Source organism: Curtobacterium sp. VKM Ac-2852 (assembly GCF_013205045.1).
GTDB classification, from domain to species: domain Bacteria; phylum Actinomycetota; class Actinomycetes; order Actinomycetales; family Microbacteriaceae; genus Curtobacterium; species Curtobacterium flaccumfaciens.
Genome location: NZ_JABMLI010000004.1, coordinates 371,461 through 387,380, shown reverse-complemented (window position 1 = coordinate 387,380; position 15,920 = coordinate 371,461). Strand labels below are relative to the sequence as shown.

16 protein-coding genes are annotated in these 15,920 nt (G+C 71.8%); 7 read left to right on the top strand and 9 right to left on the bottom strand.

All coding sequences use genetic code 11. The annotated features are described in order from the left end of the window. Nucleotides 1–241: 241 nt before the first annotated feature. Nucleotides 242–1,207, bottom strand: a complete 966-nt coding sequence (dapD, locus tag HQQ79_RS16835) for a 2,3,4,5-tetrahydropyridine-2,6-dicarboxylate N-succinyltransferase (RefSeq protein ID WP_173035786.1) — start codon at nt 1,205–1,207, stop codon at nt 242–244. Between the two features lie 119 nt (nt 1,208–1,326). On the opposite strand from dapD, the gene dapE reads away from it, so the two are divergent. The 4 genes from dapE to HQQ79_RS16815 all read left to right on the top strand — a co-directional run bounded on the left by dapE (nt 1,327) and on the right by HQQ79_RS16815 (nt 4,799). Beyond that, nucleotides 1,327–2,409, top strand: a complete 1,083-nt coding sequence (gene dapE / locus HQQ79_RS16830) for a succinyl-diaminopimelate desuccinylase (RefSeq protein ID WP_027464567.1) — start codon at nt 1,327–1,329, stop codon at nt 2,407–2,409. Next, nucleotides 2,394–3,638, top strand: coding sequence for a hypothetical protein (locus HQQ79_RS16825; protein ID WP_071244937.1), 1,245 nt, complete (start codon nt 2,394–2,396; stop codon nt 3,636–3,638). Before dapE ends, HQQ79_RS16825 begins: the two co-directional genes overlap by 16 nt. A gap of 147 nt (nt 3,639–3,785) precedes the next feature. After that, nucleotides 3,786–3,956, top strand: a complete 171-nt coding sequence (locus HQQ79_RS16820) for a DUF3117 domain-containing protein (protein ID WP_017887054.1) — start codon at nt 3,786–3,788, stop codon at nt 3,954–3,956. A gap of 123 nt (nt 3,957–4,079) precedes the next feature. Continuing rightward, nucleotides 4,080–4,799: an AAA family ATPase gene (locus HQQ79_RS16815; RefSeq protein ID WP_367948120.1), complete on the top strand. Its 720-nt coding sequence runs from the start codon at nt 4,080–4,082 to the stop codon at nt 4,797–4,799. Nucleotides 4,800–4,826: 27 nt separating this feature from the next. On the opposite strand, the gene HQQ79_RS16810 is transcribed toward HQQ79_RS16815, so the two are convergent. Further along, nucleotides 4,827–5,459, bottom strand: coding sequence for a class I SAM-dependent methyltransferase (locus HQQ79_RS16810; protein WP_173035784.1), 633 nt, complete (start codon nt 5,457–5,459; stop codon nt 4,827–4,829). Nucleotides 5,460–5,523: 64 nt separating this feature from the next. Between HQQ79_RS16810 and HQQ79_RS16805 the strand changes: the two genes are divergently transcribed. Further along, entirely contained in the window at nt 5,524–5,892 is a 369-nt protein-coding gene (locus HQQ79_RS16805; RefSeq protein WP_173035782.1) for a twin-arginine translocase TatA/TatE family subunit, read from the top strand. 99 nt (nt 5,893–5,991) lie between these two features. On the opposite strand, the gene HQQ79_RS16800 is transcribed toward HQQ79_RS16805, so the two are convergent. The 5 genes from HQQ79_RS16800 to HQQ79_RS16780 form a co-directional block, all read right to left on the bottom strand. Further along, complete coding sequence (locus tag HQQ79_RS16800; protein WP_216852642.1) at nt 5,992–7,290, bottom strand: carbohydrate-binding protein; 1,299 nt, start codon at nt 7,288–7,290, stop codon at nt 5,992–5,994. Nucleotides 7,291–7,453: 163 nt separating this feature from the next. Further along, nucleotides 7,454–8,302, bottom strand: a complete 849-nt coding sequence (locus tag HQQ79_RS16795) for a bifunctional 2-polyprenyl-6-hydroxyphenol methylase/3-demethylubiquinol 3-O-methyltransferase UbiG (RefSeq protein WP_173035779.1) — start codon at nt 8,300–8,302, stop codon at nt 7,454–7,456. Nucleotides 8,303–8,312: 10 nt separating this feature from the next. Further along, nucleotides 8,313–9,473, bottom strand: coding sequence for a P-loop NTPase (locus HQQ79_RS16790; RefSeq protein WP_173035777.1), 1,161 nt, complete (start codon nt 9,471–9,473; stop codon nt 8,313–8,315). Continuing rightward, entirely contained in the window at nt 9,466–9,963 is a 498-nt protein-coding gene (locus HQQ79_RS16785) for a DUF1003 domain-containing protein (RefSeq protein WP_042539423.1), read from the bottom strand. The genes HQQ79_RS16790 and HQQ79_RS16785 overlap by 8 nt, the downstream gene beginning before the upstream one ends. 52 nt (nt 9,964–10,015) lie before the next feature. Further along, a complete protein-coding gene (locus HQQ79_RS16780) occupies nt 10,016–11,335 on the bottom strand; it encodes a CBS domain-containing protein (protein ID WP_027464574.1) in 1,320 nt (439 codons plus the stop codon). Between the two features lie 118 nt (nt 11,336–11,453). Between HQQ79_RS16780 and HQQ79_RS16775 the strand changes: the two genes are divergently transcribed. Beyond that, nucleotides 11,454–12,338: a general stress protein gene (locus HQQ79_RS16775; protein WP_173035774.1), complete on the top strand. Its 885-nt coding sequence runs from the start codon at nt 11,454–11,456 to the stop codon at nt 12,336–12,338. A 545-nt stretch (nt 12,339–12,883) separates the two neighbouring features. On the opposite strand, the gene HQQ79_RS16770 is transcribed toward HQQ79_RS16775, so the two are convergent. Further along, on the bottom strand, nt 12,884–13,354 hold the full coding sequence (locus HQQ79_RS16770) for a GNAT family N-acetyltransferase (RefSeq protein WP_173036011.1): 471 nt from the start codon (nt 13,352–13,354) through the stop codon (nt 12,884–12,886). Between the two features lie 15 nt (nt 13,355–13,369). Continuing rightward, a complete protein-coding gene (locus tag HQQ79_RS16765) occupies nt 13,370–14,854 on the bottom strand; it encodes an aminopeptidase P family protein (protein WP_173035772.1) in 1,485 nt (494 codons plus the stop codon). A 70-nt stretch (nt 14,855–14,924) separates the two neighbouring features. Between HQQ79_RS16765 and HQQ79_RS16760 the strand changes: the two genes are divergently transcribed. After that, nucleotides 14,925–15,797 (top strand): PHP domain-containing protein, encoded by an 873-nt coding sequence (locus tag HQQ79_RS16760; RefSeq protein WP_027464577.1) that lies wholly within the window; start codon nt 14,925–14,927, stop codon nt 15,795–15,797. Nucleotides 15,798–15,920: the final 123 nt, after the last annotated feature.

Here is a 15,920-nt window from a genome sequence, read left to right as displayed (position 1 = left end):
GCGGGGCGCTGGACGCAACGGCCTGGAGGCCCGGTGCCGGTCTCGTGGACTGGCTCCGGGCCTCCAGGCGGGCGCGTCGGGCGCGGGGCGGCGGGACGCGCCGCTCGCCTTCGCCCAGTGGTCGTGAACTGTCGTCCGGCGGGTGTCGAACCGACGGTTCGTGCACCCTCGGCGCCCGCGGACGGTGTGTTGTGACCGCTCGCGGGGCGGGCCTCCGGGCCGGCGCGCCCGGCGTGGTGCGCTACGCGTGCAGCGCGGTGTTCAGCTGGATGCCCTCGCCCTTGCGCTGCAGCGCCTCGACGGCGCCGCTGACGCTGTTGCGGCGGAACAGGATGTTCGGGGTGCCGGAGAGCTCGGCGGCCTTGACGGTCTTCGGGGTGCCGTCGGGGTTCGGGGCCGCGCCGACCAGCACGACCTTGGTGCCGGCCGTGACGTAGAGACCGGCCTCGATGACGGAGTCGTCGCCGAGCGAGATGCCGAGGCCCGCGTTCGCGCCGAGCAGCGCGCGTTCGCCGAGCGAGACACGGTGCGTGCCTCCGCCGGACAGGGTGCCCATGATCGAGGCGCCGCCGCCGATGTCGGTGCCGTTGCCGACGACGACGCCCTGCGAGACGCGGCCCTCGATCATGGCGTCGCCCAGGGTGCCGGCGTTGAAGTTCACGAAGCCCTCGTGCATGACGGTCGTGCCCGGTGCCAGGTGTGCGCCGAGGCGGACCCGGCTCGCGTCGCCGATCCGAACGCGGTCCGGCACGACGTAGTCGACCAGGCGCGGGAACTTGTCGATCGCGTGCACGGCGATGCCGGCGCGCTGCAGGGACGGGCGCAGGCGCGTCAGGGACTCGGGGTGCACCGGGCCGGCGTTCGTCCACGCGACGATCGGCAGGTGGCCGAAGACGCCGTCGAGGGAGACCTCGTTCGGGCGGACGTGCAGGTGGCTCAGCAGGTGCAGGCGGAGGTACGCGTCCGGGGTGCTCGTCGGGCCGGCGTCGATCGTGATCTCGGTGGTGACGGCCTCGATCCGGACCTCGCGGCGGGGGTCGTCACCGACGTGTGCCTGCAGCTCGGCGGGGAACACGGCGTCGGCGGGCAGCGCGCCGAGGTGCGTCTCTGGGTACCAGGTGTCGAGCGTCGTGCCGTCGGCGGCGATCGTCGCGAGGCCGTGGCCCCAGGCGTGGGTCGGGCGGTCGGTGGCAGTCGTGTCGGTCACGGCTCCAGGGTACCGAGCGCCGGTCGGCGGGCACCGTCCGTCCGGACTGCCGGGGCGGTGGGGTCGCCGACCGTCCGGACTGCCGGGGCGGTGCGAGGGGCGGCCGGTAGGCTGCCCGCATGCCGGAGCACCTCGACCTCACCGCCTCGTCCATCGACATCACCCGTGCCATCTGCGACATCGAGTCGGTGTCCGGCAACGAGCAGGCCCTCGCCGACGCGATCGAGGCCGTGCTCGCACCGCTGCCGCACCTCGAGGTGATCCGTGACGGCGACGCGATCGTGGCGCGGACGAACCTGGGCCGCGACCGCCGGGTCGTCATCGCCGGTCACATCGACACGGTGCCGCTCAACGACAACCTGCCGACCGAGTTCCGGACCGCCGAGGACGGCACCGAGATCCTCTGGGGCCGCGGCACCGTCGACATGAAGGCGGGCTGCGCGGTGCAGCTCAAGCTCGCGTACGACCTGGTCGACCCCTCGGTCGACGTCACGTGGGTCTGGTACGACCACGAAGAGGTGAGCGACGCCCTCAACGGCCTCGGCCGCCTGGCCCGGACACGACCCGAACTCCTCGCCGCCGACTTCGCGATCCTGGGCGAGCCGTCCGGGGCGCAGATCGAGGGCGGGTGCAACGGCAACCTCCGCGCCGAGATCCGGACGTTCGGCAAGCGCTCGCACAGCGCCCGGAGCTGGATCGGCGACAACGCCATCCACAAGACGGCGCCGATCCTGGCCACCCTGGCCGCGTACGAGCCCCGCACGGTCACGGTCGACGGGCTCGAGTACCGCGAGGGCCTGAACGCGGTCGGCATCAGCGGTGGCATCGCGGGCAACATCATCCCGGACGAGGCGATGGTGCACGTGAACTACCGGTTCGCCCCCTCGCGCTCGGCCGACGAGGCCGTCGCCCACATCCGCGAGCTGTTCGACGGGTACGAGGTCACGATCGTCGACCTCGCCGCCGGTGCCCGCCCCGGTCTCGACGCCCCGCTCGCGCAGGACTTCGTCGCGGCCGTCGGCGGACCGGAGCCCCGTCCGAAGTACGGCTGGACCGACGTCGCACGGTTCTCGGCGCTCGGGGTCCCCGCGGTCAACTACGGCCCCGGCGAGCCGGTCTTCGCCCACCACGACGACGAGCAGGTCCCGGTCGCGCAGATCACCGCGGTCGAGGCCGGGCTGCGTCGGTGGCTGACGGCCTGACGACGGCGGGGGCCACCCGGAGGACCCCTGCTCGGAACCGTTGGCGGGCCCGGTACCGGGTCGTCCCGTGGTGGGTGCGCATCACGGTCGTCTACGTGCTGGCGCGGCTCGTCACCGGTGCCATGATGCTCGCGTTCGCGGGTGTGCAAGCGGCGAACTCGTTCACCGTGCAGAGCCCGGGCTACCTGTCGTTCGCGTCGATCTGGGACGGCGCCTGGTACCGCGTGATCGCCACGGGCGGGTACCCGTCGACGCTGCCGGTCGACGCCGCCGGGCACGTGACCGAGAACGCGTGGGCGTTCATGCCCGCGTACCCGTTCCTGGTGCGCGGGCTCATGCTGCTCACCGGAGCGTCGTTCGAGTTCGTCGCGGTCTCGGTGTCGTTGCTCGCCGGACTCGGGGCCGCGCTGGTGTTCCGCCGGCTCATGGGGCGGTTCCTCGACCCCGCACGGGCGACGTTCGCCACGGTGCTGTTCTGCGTCGCACCGGTGTCCGCGATGTTCCAGGTGGCCTACGCGGAGTCGATGGGCCTGTTCCTGTTGCTCGTCGCGCTGCTGCTCATGGTTGATCGACGGTGGTGGGCGATGCTGCCCGTCGTGCTGCTGCTCGGCATGACGCGGCCGACGGGCCTCGCCTTCGCGTTCCTGGTGGTGCTCTTCGTGGCCGCGTGGGCGATCCGGCCGGCGTGGGTGCGCTCGTCGGAGCCGCTCACCCTCCGCCGACTCGTGCCCCCCGCGGTGGTCGCCACGGTGTCGGGTCTGGTCGGTCTGGCGTGGCCGGCGATCGCGTGGGCGGTCACGGGGGTGCCGAAGGCCTACACCGACACCGAGCTCGCCTGGCGGTCGTCGTACATCGGGTGGAAGGAACTCGTGCCGTTCGCGCCGTGGGTGCAGGGGTTCGGGTGGTGGTTCGGGCAGCCGGCCGGCACGGTCCTGCTCGTCGTCGTGCTCGTCGGGTTCGCGGCGTTCGTGTGCATGCCCGCCGCACGCCGGATCGGCATCGAGCTCCGACTCTGGGGCGTGGCGTACCTCGTGTACCTGCTCGCGGTGTTCTTCCCGCAGTCGAGCACCTGGCGCATCCTCGTGCCGATCGCGCCGTTGCTCGGGATCGTCGCGCTGCCGCGGTCGCGGGTGTACCGCGTGGCCGTCGTCGTCGCGTTCGTCGGGCTGCAGTGGGTCTGGCTGTACTACACGTGGTGGATCGACGGCTACGACTGGACCCCGCCGTGATCGATGCGGGGCTCCGGAGGCCCGTGGTTCCGCGTTCTGCGGAGCATCCGGACGGCACATCCGACACCCCCAACCTGGGCGGTTTCGCAGTTGCCCCCTCCATACGGGATAATGGGGCTGCATTTACTGCACGAAAGGGGACATCTGATGGCAGCCATGAAGCCGAGGACCGGTGACGGGCCGATGGAGGCTGTTAAGGAGGGTCGACTCATCATCGTGCGGGTTCCGCTCGAAGGTGGAGGCCGCCTGGTCGTCTCGGTCAACGATGCCGAGGCCAAGGAACTCCACGACGCACTCGCTGAGGTCGTCTCGGCCTAGTACGTCGAAGCACCAGAACGGAAGGCCCGGAGCGTGTACGCTCCGGGCCTTCCGTCTGTGCGCTGCCGATCCCGCGGCTGGGGGATCCGCGGCGCTGTCGGTCGGCTCCGGCAGGATGGGGCCGTGCCGAGGACGAGACTGCCGATCCGCCGCGTCGAGGAGTACGCGCCCGACCCGATGCCGCGCGACGTCTGGCCCGCGACGCTCGCGCCCGTGCGGCAGCTGCTCGACGACGGGCTCGACCTCGCTCCGGTGACGGTGCTGGTCGGTGAGAACGGTGCCGGCAAGTCCACCCTGGTGGAGGCGATGGCGCTCGCCTTCGGCATGGGGCCCGAGGGCGGTTCGACGAAGTCCGGGCACAGCACCCGCCCGAGCGAATCGCAGCTCTGGGAGCACATCGCCCTGCACCGGGAGCCCGGCGCGGTGCGGTCCGGCTTCTTCCTGCGCGCGGAGACCATGCACGGGGTGTTCACCTACCTCGAACAGCACCCCGGGGGAGCCGAGCCGCTGTTCCACGAGCGGAGCCACGGTGAGTCGTTCCTCGACTTCGTCATCCACCGGTCGCAGTGGCCAGGGCTCTGGATCCTGGACGAGCCGGAGTCCGCCCTGTCGTTCTCGGGGTGCCTGGCGCTGATCGGACTCCTGCAGTCCATCATCGAGACGGGTGTCGGCCAGGTCGTGCTCTCGACCCACTCACCCGTGCTCGCCGCGTTCCCCGGGGCCGAGATCCACGAGGTCGGCGAGTGGGGCCTGCGGCGCACCGGATGGCGCGACCTCGACCTGGTGCGGAACGAGCGTGCGTTCCTCGAGTCGCCCGAGCGGTACCTGCGGCACCTGGACTGACCTGCGAGAACGCCGGCGGGTCGAGCGCTAGTTGGTGACCTTCGTCAGCTGCAGCAGGCCGTCGCCGGCGGGCGACAGCGCGCTGCGCACTGCACCCGAGGTCGACACCTCGGTCAGGAGCAGCCGGAAGTCCGTGGTGGCGCGGTCGCGCTTCACCGGGTCGGCCACGCGTCCGCGCCAGAGGGCGTGCGGCACCAGGACGGTGCCACCCAGGCGGGCGAGCCGCAGCCCGTGCTCGACGTACTCGATCACGTGCTCGGGGTCGGCATCGACGAGCACGACGTCGTACGAGGCCTCGTTCATGCGGGGGAGTACCTGGTTCGCCCGACCGGGGATGAGCCGGATCCGTGCGGGAGCGGTGCCGGCGCTGATGTAGGCGTCGCGGGCGAACTGCTGGTGGTCAACCTCGACGTCGATCGTGGTCAGGGTCGCGTTCGGAGCGCCGGCGAGCAGGTACAGGCCGGAGACCCCGAGGCCGGTGCCGATCTCGATGATGCTCGTCGCACGCGAGGCTGCGGCGATGACGGCGATCTGCGCACCGATCGCGGGCGTGATCGCTTCGACCCCGAGCTCCAGGGAGTGCTCACGAGCACGGGCGATCGCCTCGGTCTCCGAGACGATGTCCTCGGCGAACTTCCAGTTCGACTCTTTCTCTGACACGCACACTCCGTTCGGGAGACAACTCTAGAGGTGCAACGCAGCAGCAGGCGTTAGGCTCGCTCGCGTGGACATCCCGCTCGACAAGATCCTGATCATCGGGGTCATCGGCGTCCTCTTGCTCGGGCCGCAGCGCCTGCCGATGTACGCCCAGAAGCTGGCCGAGTTCGTCAAGGCCGTCCGTCGGTTCGCCGACACCGCCAAGGAGCGGATGCGCGACGAGATGGGCCCCGAGTTCGACGACATCGAGTGGCAGAAGCTCGACCCACGTCAGTACGACCCGCGCCGCATCATCCGCGACGCCCTGCTCGACTCCGGCACGAGTGCCGCAGCCGTCCAGACCGCGCAGGTCACGGCCTCGAAGGTGCGCGCGACGCCTCCCGTCGTGCCCCTGGCCGCCGGTGAACCGGCACCCTTCGACGCCGAGGCGACCTGACGTCCGTCACGTCCCCACCTGACGGACTGGAGGCCCGGTGCCAGCTGGCACCGGGCCTCCCGTCCGTCACGGGGTCGCGTCGCGACGCCCGGTCCTTCCCTACTTCAGGGCCGCCAGGAAGCGGTCGGTCCAGGCGAGGGCCGCGGTGCCGGCCACCGAACTGCAGGTGGGTGACGCGGTGCTCTGCGCCGTCGGGCAGGGGGTGTCGCGGTCGAGCGACCAGGTGTGCATGCCCGCGAGCCCGTGGGACTTGGCGTAGGCGGCGACGGTGTCGGCGTCCGCGAGGGTGAAGACCTCGTCGGCGGTGTCGTTGACGCCGATCATCGGGGTGACCTCGATCTTCGACGAGGCGATCCCGTAGGTGTGCTGCAGGTTCGTGACCGCCTGGATCGTGGACTGCCCCATCTGACACGTCGACCCGACGATCACGCAGTTGGCCGTGGTCGCGCGTCCGAAGTCCATCGTCATGAGGTTGATCGTGTAGTTCGTCAGCGCCGAGGCCTTGATCGCCTTGACGGTGGCGTCTCCGGTGCTGTTCAGCCCGCCGAACGAACCGTCGGACGCCGCCAGCGTGGCGAGCGTGAACGAGAAGCGCAGGCCGGGGTACTTCGCCTGCGCCAGGGCCGCTGCGCTCACCAGGTTCTGCACGTCCGCGGCGGACTGCCCGCTCTCGATGTCGAAGTCGACGCCGATCATGTGCGGCGAGGCGTAGCGGGCGATGAAGGACTGCAGCGCGGTGCCGGAGCACTTGAACGAGCCTGCGGCGCCACCGGTGCTGACGATGTAGTTCACCCCGGCCGCGTCGAGCTTCGCGATGTTGGCGCTGGCGAACGCGTCGGCGGCCACCCCGCCCCAGTTCTCGCTGCCGCAGGTACCGGTGGCGAAGGCGAGCGTGATGGCCTTGAGGCCGGGCTCCCGCGTCGACACGAGGCTGTTGCTCGACCCGACGACCGGGATCCGCGTGCCGGTGACCGCGGTGTTCATGACGTTCGTGTTCCAGTCGAGGTTCACGGTGATGTCCTTGTACGGGCTGAAGACCAGACCGCTCGCGGTGCCGGTGCTGCCGTTGCCGGGCGTGGTGGTCCCACCGCCGCCAGGGGTGGTGGTCCCGCCGCCGGTGCCGCCGCCGGTGCAGGTGCCGGACGACGTCCACGGCTGGCCGCTGCCGGTCGCACCGGAGTGGGTCGCCGGTTCGTCGCCCTTGGTCCACCAGTTCGCGGTGTAGTTCGAGCCGTTCTCGCTGACGGTGGCTCCGCCGTTGTAGGCGGTGCCGGCGCTCCAGGCGGTCGCGCAGGTCGTCGCAGCGAGGGCTGGCGCCGCTGTGAGCGAGCCCCCTGCGACGATGACGGCGGCGATGGTGGCCACGAGGCCCGATCGCACGCGGGTGTTCTGGTTCACACGGTTCTCCTGTCCTCGGTCGGACGTCGTCGTCCGGCGGGTGGAGCCCTCACGTCACATTCCGCAAGGGCATTGTGTAATGCCCTTGCATAATGCGCCGGGGTAGAACGCCCTGTCCATGAACGAACGCACAGGATGCGCCGAACGGACCAGGGGAGTCAGGTCAGTCGCGGGTGGCGACGATCGTGTAGGTGGTCGGCATCCGGTCGCGGTCGTGATCCGGCCAGGCCCACGAACCCGTGTCGGTCTCGACCATGCGGGAGCTGAAGCGCCAGGGCAGGGTCCGGCCCTCGTCGAGCCGTCGGAGTCGCAGCCCGGCACCGAGCAGGGCGTTCACGATCTCGGACAGCGGGTGCGGCCACTCGAAGGTGCGGGTGTTCGCCACCGTGCCGTCACCGGCGTAGGTGCCGGCATCGTCCCACTGCTGCGCGGTGCCGTCCGGGAAGTACCGGTACCGGGTGACGAGCTCGTCGGCGTCCTCGTCGAGGGCGTACAGCGCCGGGTGGCCGTCGCGGATGAAGAACACCCCGCCGGGGCGCAGCAGGCCGGCGACCTGGGCAGCCCAGCGGTCGAGGTCGGGGAGCCAGCAGATCGTGCCGATGCTCGTGTACACGACGTCGAAGTCGCCGGTGACGGCGGCCCGGGCATCGAGGACGTCCGTCTCGACCCAGGTGACGTCGAGGCCGAGGCGCGACGCGAGCCCGGCGGCCGAGGCGAGGGCGGCCGGGGAGAAGTCGACGCCGGTCAGCCGGGCACCCTCGCGGGCGAGCGACACCGTGTCGGTGCCGATGTGGCACTGCAGGTGGCAGACGTCGAGGCCCGCGAGCGAGCCGTTCGGCAACCAGGGCGTCAGGGCCGGCAGGTCGTCGCGGACGACGTCGGAGCGGTGGCCGGGGTCGGCGAGGGCGTCGATCGCGTACGCGCCCTCGTGGATCGGCACCCGGTCGTCCCAGTTCGCGCGGTTGGTGGCGCGTGCGTGGTCCCAGTCGACATCGACGTGATCGGTGCTCATGACCCCGAGCCTAGGACAGCGACAACCCGAGCTTCCGGCCGGCGAGCCCGCGTCCCATCGTGGTGATCCGGTCGGCGATCGCCGTCAGGGCGACGGCGGACGGGTCCTCCGGGGTGCCGAGCACCACCGGGACACCTGCGTCGCCGCCCTCGCGCAGCGGCACGGACAGCGGCACGCTGCCGAGCACCGGGACGGGGGCGTCCTGCCCGCGGGAGAGCCGTGCGGCGGTCTCGGCGCCGCCACCCTCGCCGAACAGGTGCAGCACCGAGCCGTCGGGCTGCACGAGCCCGGCCATGTTCTCGACCACGCCGATGACCCGCTGCCCGGTCTGCCGGGCGACGATCCCGCTGCGCTCGGCGACGTCGGCCGCGGCGGCCTGCGGGGTCGTGACGACCAGGACCTCGGCGTGCGGCAGCAGCTGCCCCACCGAGATCGCGACGTCGCCGGTGCCCGGGGGCAGGTCGAGCAGCAGGACGTCGAGGTCGCCGAAGAACACGTCGGTCAGGAACTGGTTCACGGTGCGGTGCAGCATCGGTCCGCGCCACGACACCGCGGTCGAGACGTCGTCGACGAACATGCCGATCGAGACGACCTTCACGTCGTGCGCCACCGGCGGCAGGATCATGCTGTCCACCCGGGTCGGGCGGGGTGCAACCCCGTGCTCGTCGGTCAGGCCCATCAAGCCGGGGACGCTGAAGCCGTGCACGTCGACGTCGACGACCCCGACCCGCAAGCCCCGGCGGGCGAGCGCGACGGCGAGGTTCACGGTGACGGTGGACTTGCCGACGCCACCCTTGCCGCTCGTGACGGCGATGACGCGCGTGAGCGAGTCCGCGGTGAACTGGACGCCCTTGGGGCGGCCGGCTCGCAGCCGTTCGGTCAGCGCGGAGCGCGTGGCCGGGTCCATCACGGACACGTCGACGTCGACCGCGGCGACCCCCGGGACGGACCCGGCGGCGACGCGGACGTCGCGCTCGATGGTGTCGGCGGCGGGGCACCCCACGATCGTGAGCTGCAGGTCGACGCGCACCGCGCCTCCTGGCTGCACGTCCACGCCGCGGATCATGTCGAGCTCCGTGACGGGGCGGCGGATCTCGGGGTCGATGACGCGGCCGAGCGCGGCGAGGACCGCCGTGCCGAGCTGTTCGTCGGTGGGGACGGCGTCAGCCACGGGTGGAGCTGTCGTGTTCGTCCGCGTAGCCGGCCTCGTCCGCGTCGCGGCGGTCGAGCTCCTCGAGCAGGGAACGGAGCTCGGCGCGGATGAAGTCCTTCGACGCCATGTCCCGCATCGCCAGGCGCAGGGCCACGACCTCGCGGGCCAGGTACTCGGTGTCGGCCAGGTTGCGTTCGGCGCGCTGGCGGTCCTGCTCGAACTGCACGCGGTCGCGGTCGTCCTGCCGGTTCTGCGCGAGCAGGATCAGCGGGGCGGCGTACGAGGCCTGCAGCGAGAGCACGAGCGTCAGAGCCGTGAAGCCGATGGCCGCCGAGTCGAACTGCCACGGCTTCGGCGCGAGGGTGTTGTAGCCCATCCAGACCACGCAGAACAGCGTGAGCCCGATGAGGAACCAGGGCGTGCCCATGCCGCGGGCGATGCCCTCGGTCGCGCGACCGAAGGTGTCCCCGCGACCACGGCGGCGGCTGGGGAGCACACGCGTGCGCATGCCCTTCGGGGAGTCGAGCCGGACCTCTTGCCGGTCACGGTCGCGACGGTTGTCATCCGTTCGGGCCACGGGTGGTCCTCCTTCCCGTCGTCACGGGTGTCCTGCGCGGGCGTTGGCGTGGAAGCGGTGAGGGTTCCCCCTCGCCCTGACTTCGCCAGTCGTCCGGCAGGACGTGGTCGAGGACATCGTCGATCGTCACCACCCCGACGAGACGGTGGGCGTCGTCGACCACGGGGACGGACAGCAGGTTGTAGGTCGCCATGATGCGGGTGACCTCGGCGGCGCTCGCGTCGACCCGGACCGGTTCGGTCTGCTGGTCGATGAGCGTGCCGAGCCGCTCGTTCGGCGGGTAGCGGAGCATCCGCTGGAAGTGCACGAGCCCGAGGAACCGACCGGTCGGCGGCTCGTACGGCGGCAGGGTGACGCAGACGGCGGCGCCGAGCACCGGCGCGAGCTCGTGGCGGCGGACCAGCGCGAGGCCCTCGGCCACGGTGGCGTCTGCCGAGACGATCACCGGTTCGGTGGTCATCAGACCACCGGCGGTGTCCGGCTCGTACTCCAGGAGCATGCGGACGTCCTGCGCCTCCTCCGGCTCCATGAGCTGCAGGAGGGCTTCGCTCCGCTCGTCGGAGAACTGGGCGAGGACGTCGGCCGCGTCGTCCGGCTGCATCTGGTCGAGGACGTCGGCGGCGCGGGCGTCGACCAGCCGGGTGAGGATCTCGATGCGCTCCTGGTCGGGCATCTCCTCGAGCACGTCGGCGAGGCGGTCGTCCGGAAGTTCCTCGGCGACCTCGAACCGGCGCTCGGCGGGCAGGTCGAGCAGCGTCGACGCGAGGTCGGCGGGCAGTAGGTCGGAGTAGGCGGCGATGACGTGCTCGGCGGACTGGGCCTCGCCGGGGAGCTCGTCCTCGGTGACCTCGTTCCACGTCGCGAACGTCGTCGGACCCTTGCCGAACGGCGACGGCGTGGTCTTCGGCTTGCGGAGGAAGAGCTGCGCGACCTCCCAGTCGCCCTGCCCGCGGTCCTCGATCGCGACGTCCTCGATGGTGGCGCGGATCCGCTGGTTCTTGATGAGCACCTTGCGGCCGAGCATCTCGGCGATGACGCGGACCTCGCCGCCGCGCTGCTCGAAGCGGCGCATGTTCACCAGGCCGGTCGTGATGACCTGCCCGGCACCGATGGAGGTGATGCGGCCGATGCTCACGAAGATGCGGCGCTTGCCGGGCACCTCGACGATGAGCCCGACGACGTGCGGGGGGTCGGCCCGGCGGTAGACGACCAGGACGTCCCGGACCCTGCCGACGCGGTCGCCCGCGGGGTCGAAGACGGAGCACCCGGCGAGGCGGGCGACGAAGACCTTCGTGGCGCTCACCCGACCCAGCGTAGTCGCTCGGGTGTGGGCGTTCGCGCGCGCCGGTCGGCTGCTTCCGATCGGCTGCTTCCCTGAGAGTGCACGTGCGATTGCAAGGTGTGCGGTGAATGATGGCTGTGTGAGCAATCAGAGCCCCTTCGCCGGCAGGACCGCCCAGGCGTTCCCGACGCTGCCCAAGGGCGACGTCCTGGGAACGTACGACAGCTACCCCGACGCGCAGCGCGTGGTGGCGAAGCTGGCCGAGGCCGACTTCCCCGTCAACCAGCTCTCGATCGTCGGCAACGACCTGAAGACGGTCGAACGGGTCACCGGCAAGATGACCTACGGCCGTGCCGCCATCGCCGGAGCCCTGTCCGGTCTGTGGCTCGGCATCTTCTTCGGCATCGTGCTCACGCTGTTCTCACCGAGCGCCGGCGGCCTGATCCTGGCGGCCGCGATCATCGGTGCCGCGTTCGGCATGCTCTACGGCATCGTCTCGTTCGCGATCACGAAGCGGCAGCGTGACTTCACGAGCGTGCACCAGGTGCTCGCCACGAACTACCAGATCGTCGTCAACCCGCAGCTGACCGGGCAGGCGCAGCGGATCCTCGGCGAGCACGGGGCGACCCCGTCCACGCACTGGAACGACGCTCCCCAGCAGCAGCAGCAGCAGCAGCAGCAGTGGCGTCCGGGCCCCGGTGGGGTCCCGCCGCAGCAGCAGTCGCCGTACGGCGGGCACGCCACGCCGCACCAGCAGCCGGGAGGCCCGCAACACCCCGGCACGTCGGCCCCCGGCACGCAGACGGGTGCGCCTTCGGGCCCGCCGCGCTACGGCACGAACGACGGACCCCGGTACGGGGAGACCCCCGAAACGGCCGCCGCCCCAGCGGCCCCGCCGGTGCCGGAGCGTCGACCCGAGGAGCCGCCGCGCTACGGCGAGCGGGTCGCCGGTGCCACGCCTCCGGAGCCCTCGTCCTCGCCGGACGCCCAGCGCGACGGCGACGGGGACAGCGACCGCCGCTAGCCGCGCTCCGGCTGCGGCGCTCGGGCTCCGACGGGCGTGATCGGTGGCCGGTGATGCGGTCGGGCGTCGGGTCGTTCGACACGCCGCTCACGTCCGTGGAGATCGCACGAAGTGTCGCTGCCGATCACCGCGCGCGGCACTTCGTGCGACCGCAGCGGCAGAGTGCGGGCGGTGCGGGCGGTGCGGGCGGTGCGGGCGGTCGCGACACCCCGCGCGCACGGCGTCGAGCGGTCAGAGATCGTCGTTCGGCGCTGGCCCAGACGACGGTTCGTGACCGCTCGGCCTCGGGCAGACGGCACGTCGTGACCGGGCGCCGTGCGGGCCCCGGGCGCGGCGCCACGGCACGGCCGGGGCCACGCGGCATCGCTCGGCAGCGCATGGCACCGCGGCGGACGGCATCGCGCGGCACAGCACCTGACGGCATCGCACGGCACCGCATCGCCCGGTAGCGCACCGGACGGCACCGCACCGGACCGCATCGCACGGCACCGCACCGGACGGCGCCGCGCGGCACCGGACGGCATCGCCGGCCAGGCTCGGTCCGGCTAGAGGACCTTCGAGTAGCAGACCGACAGGGGCGCCCCGACGTAGGGCCCGAAGTTCGCGATCCGCCGGAACCCCTCGCGCTGGTAGAACCCGACGGCGCGCTGCTGCTCGGTGCCCGTCTCGAGGACGAGCGCCGGGGACCCGAGGTCGAGCGCGGCCTCTTCCAGCCGTCGCAGCAACGCGGCCGCGACGCCGGACCCGCGGGATTCGGGTCGGACGTACATCCGCTTGATCTCGGCGATGCCGTCGTCGACGATGCGCAGGCCCCCGCAGCCCAGGGGAGTACCGGACTCGTCCCGCGCGACGAAGAACACCGCGATCGACTCGGCGGTCGGCTTCTCACCCGGCTCGGTGTCGCCGCCGTGCGCCCGGTCGATCTCCAGCCGCTGGGCGGCGCGGAGTCGCTGGGCGTCGGGGGAGTCGAAGTGCTCGACCTCGATCGCGAAGGTGTTCGGGGAGGCCTCGGGCATGGTCACCCGATCAGGCTAGCTGCCCGAGCGGGCGATCCACCCCTCCACTTCCGAGGGGGTCCGGGGGATGCCGACGGACAGGTTCTCGGCGCCGTCCTCGGTCACCAGGATGTCGTCCTCGATGCGGACACCGATGCCGCGGAATTCCTCCGGCACGGTCAGGTCGTCCTGCTGGAAGTACAGCCCGGGCTCGATCGTGAAGACCATGCCGGCCTGCACGGTGCCGTCGAGGTACATCTCGCGGCGGGCCTTCGCGCAGTCGTGCACGTCGAGCCCGAGGTGGTGGCTCGTGCCGTGCACCATGTAGCGGCGGTGGAACTGGTTGTCCGGCTCGAGCGACTCGGCGGCCGAGACCGGCAGGAAGCCCCACTCGGCGGTCTTCCGCGCGATGACCTCCATCGCGGTGGCGTGCACCTGGCGGAACGTGATGCCCGGCTTGACGATCGCGAACGCGGCGTCGGCGGCTTCGAGCACGGCTTCGTAGACCATGCGCTGCACGGGCGAGAACGTGCCGCTCACCGGGAGCGTGCGGGTGATGTCGGCGGTGTAGAACGAGTCGACCTCGACCCCGGCGTCGATGAGGATGAGGTCGCCCGGCTGCACGGCGCCGTCGTTGCGGGTCCAGTGCAGGATGCAGGCGTGGTGGCCCGAGGCGGCGATGGTGTCGTAGCCCACGGTGTTGCCGTCCGCGCGCGCCCGGCGGTTGAACGTGCCCTCGACGATGCGCTCACCGCGCGGGTGCGCGAGCACGGCGTCGAAGTCGCCGATGACGTCGTCGAACCCATGCTTCGTGGCGTCGACGGCCTTGCGGAGCTCACGGACCTCGTACGCGTCCTTGACGAGTCGCAGCTCGGACAGGTCGCGGGAGAGCAGGTCGTCGGTGGCCGGCGACCCCTCGGTCTCGTCCGCGCCACCGATCGCCGCGCCGATGCGGGCGTCGAGGGAACGGGTCAGGTCGTCGTCGGCTTCGCGCACGAGCAGCGCCGACGCGTCGAGTGCATCGGCGACGGCCGTGAACGCCCCGAGGTCGGCGGTGGCCAGCCCGAGGTCGGCTGCGACGGCGTCGAGCGAGGGGCGCGGACCGACCCAGAACTCCCCGATCTCGGGGTTGGCGTAGAACTCTTCCGAGTCGCGGCCTGCGGTGGCACGGAAGTACAGCGTGGCCTCGTGCCCGGAGCCGTTCGGCGTCATCACGAGCACGGAGCCGACGACGGTGTCCGTGCCCCAACCGGTCAGGTGCGCGAAGGTGGAGTGCGGGCGGAACGGGTAGTCGCAGTCGTTCGAGCGGACCTTGGCCTGCCCGGCCGGCACCACGATCGTGCGGCCCGGGTGCAGCTCGGAGATGCGTGCGCGACGCTCGGCGGCGAACGCGGCCTGCTCGCGGGGCTCGGGCTGCGCCTCCGAGCGCTCGGCCCACTGCGACCCGATGAAGTCCTTGAAGGTCGAGGACCCGGGGGTCGTGGATCGGTTGCTCGTCGCGCGGGGAGTCGTGTCGGCCATGCGTCCATCATCGCACCGCCCGGGGACACCCGGCCTGTGCGGCCGCTCACCTGTGGATAGCATTGGCCACGTGCCAGACCCGTTCATCGACCTGCACGCGCACTCCAGTGTCTCCGACGGCACCGAGCGTCCCGCGGAGCTCGTCCGAGCGGCCGCGGCCGCCGGACTCGACGCCGTCGCGCTGACCGACCACGACACGACCGCGGGGTGGGCGGACGCCACGGCCGCGGCGCACGAGCTGCCCCTGACCCTGCTGCCGGGCCTCGAGCTGAGCACCCGGATCGGCTACCGCAGCGTGCACGTGCTCGGCTACCTGGTGGACCCCGAGCACCCCGGACTGGTCGAGGAGACGACCCGGATCCGCGACGGCCGGCTCTCCCGCGCGCACCGCATGGTCGATCGCATCGCCGAGGACCACCCGATCACCTGGGCGGACGTCCTGGCCCAGTCCAGCCCCGGTGCCACGATCGGCCGTCCGCACATCGCCGACGCCCTGGTCGCCCGCGGGCTCGAGTCCGACCGGTCCGCGGCGTTCCGCGGCATCCTGCACCCGGCATCCGGCTACTACGAACCCCACGAGGCGCCGTCGCCCCTGCGCGGCGTTGAACTCATCCGGCAGGCGGGTGGCGTGCCCGTCATCGCGCACCCCGCGGCGTCCTCGCGCGGGATCGTCATCGACGAGCCGATGCTCCGCGACCTGGTCGACGCCGGGCTCGGCGGGCTCGAGGTCGACCACCGCGAGAACCTGGCACACGGCAAGCGCACCCTGCTCGACTGGGCGACGCGCTACGGCCTGTTCGTCACCGGTTCGAGCGACTACCACGGCACCGGCAAGCCGAACCGGCTGGGGGAGCACCGCACCGCACGCGTCTCGTTCGACGCGATCGTGTCCGAGGCCACCGGCAGCGCCCCGGTCGTCGGCCCCGGTTCGCGTCTGGCCTGACGGCCGACCGAACGGCTGGCCACTGAGTCTTCGGCCTGGCCGACAGTCCACGCGTCGGCGTCCGCGTGAACTGTCGCTGCGCGCGTGACGCCGGTCCCCGGGTGGAGACGACGAAGGGCCCGT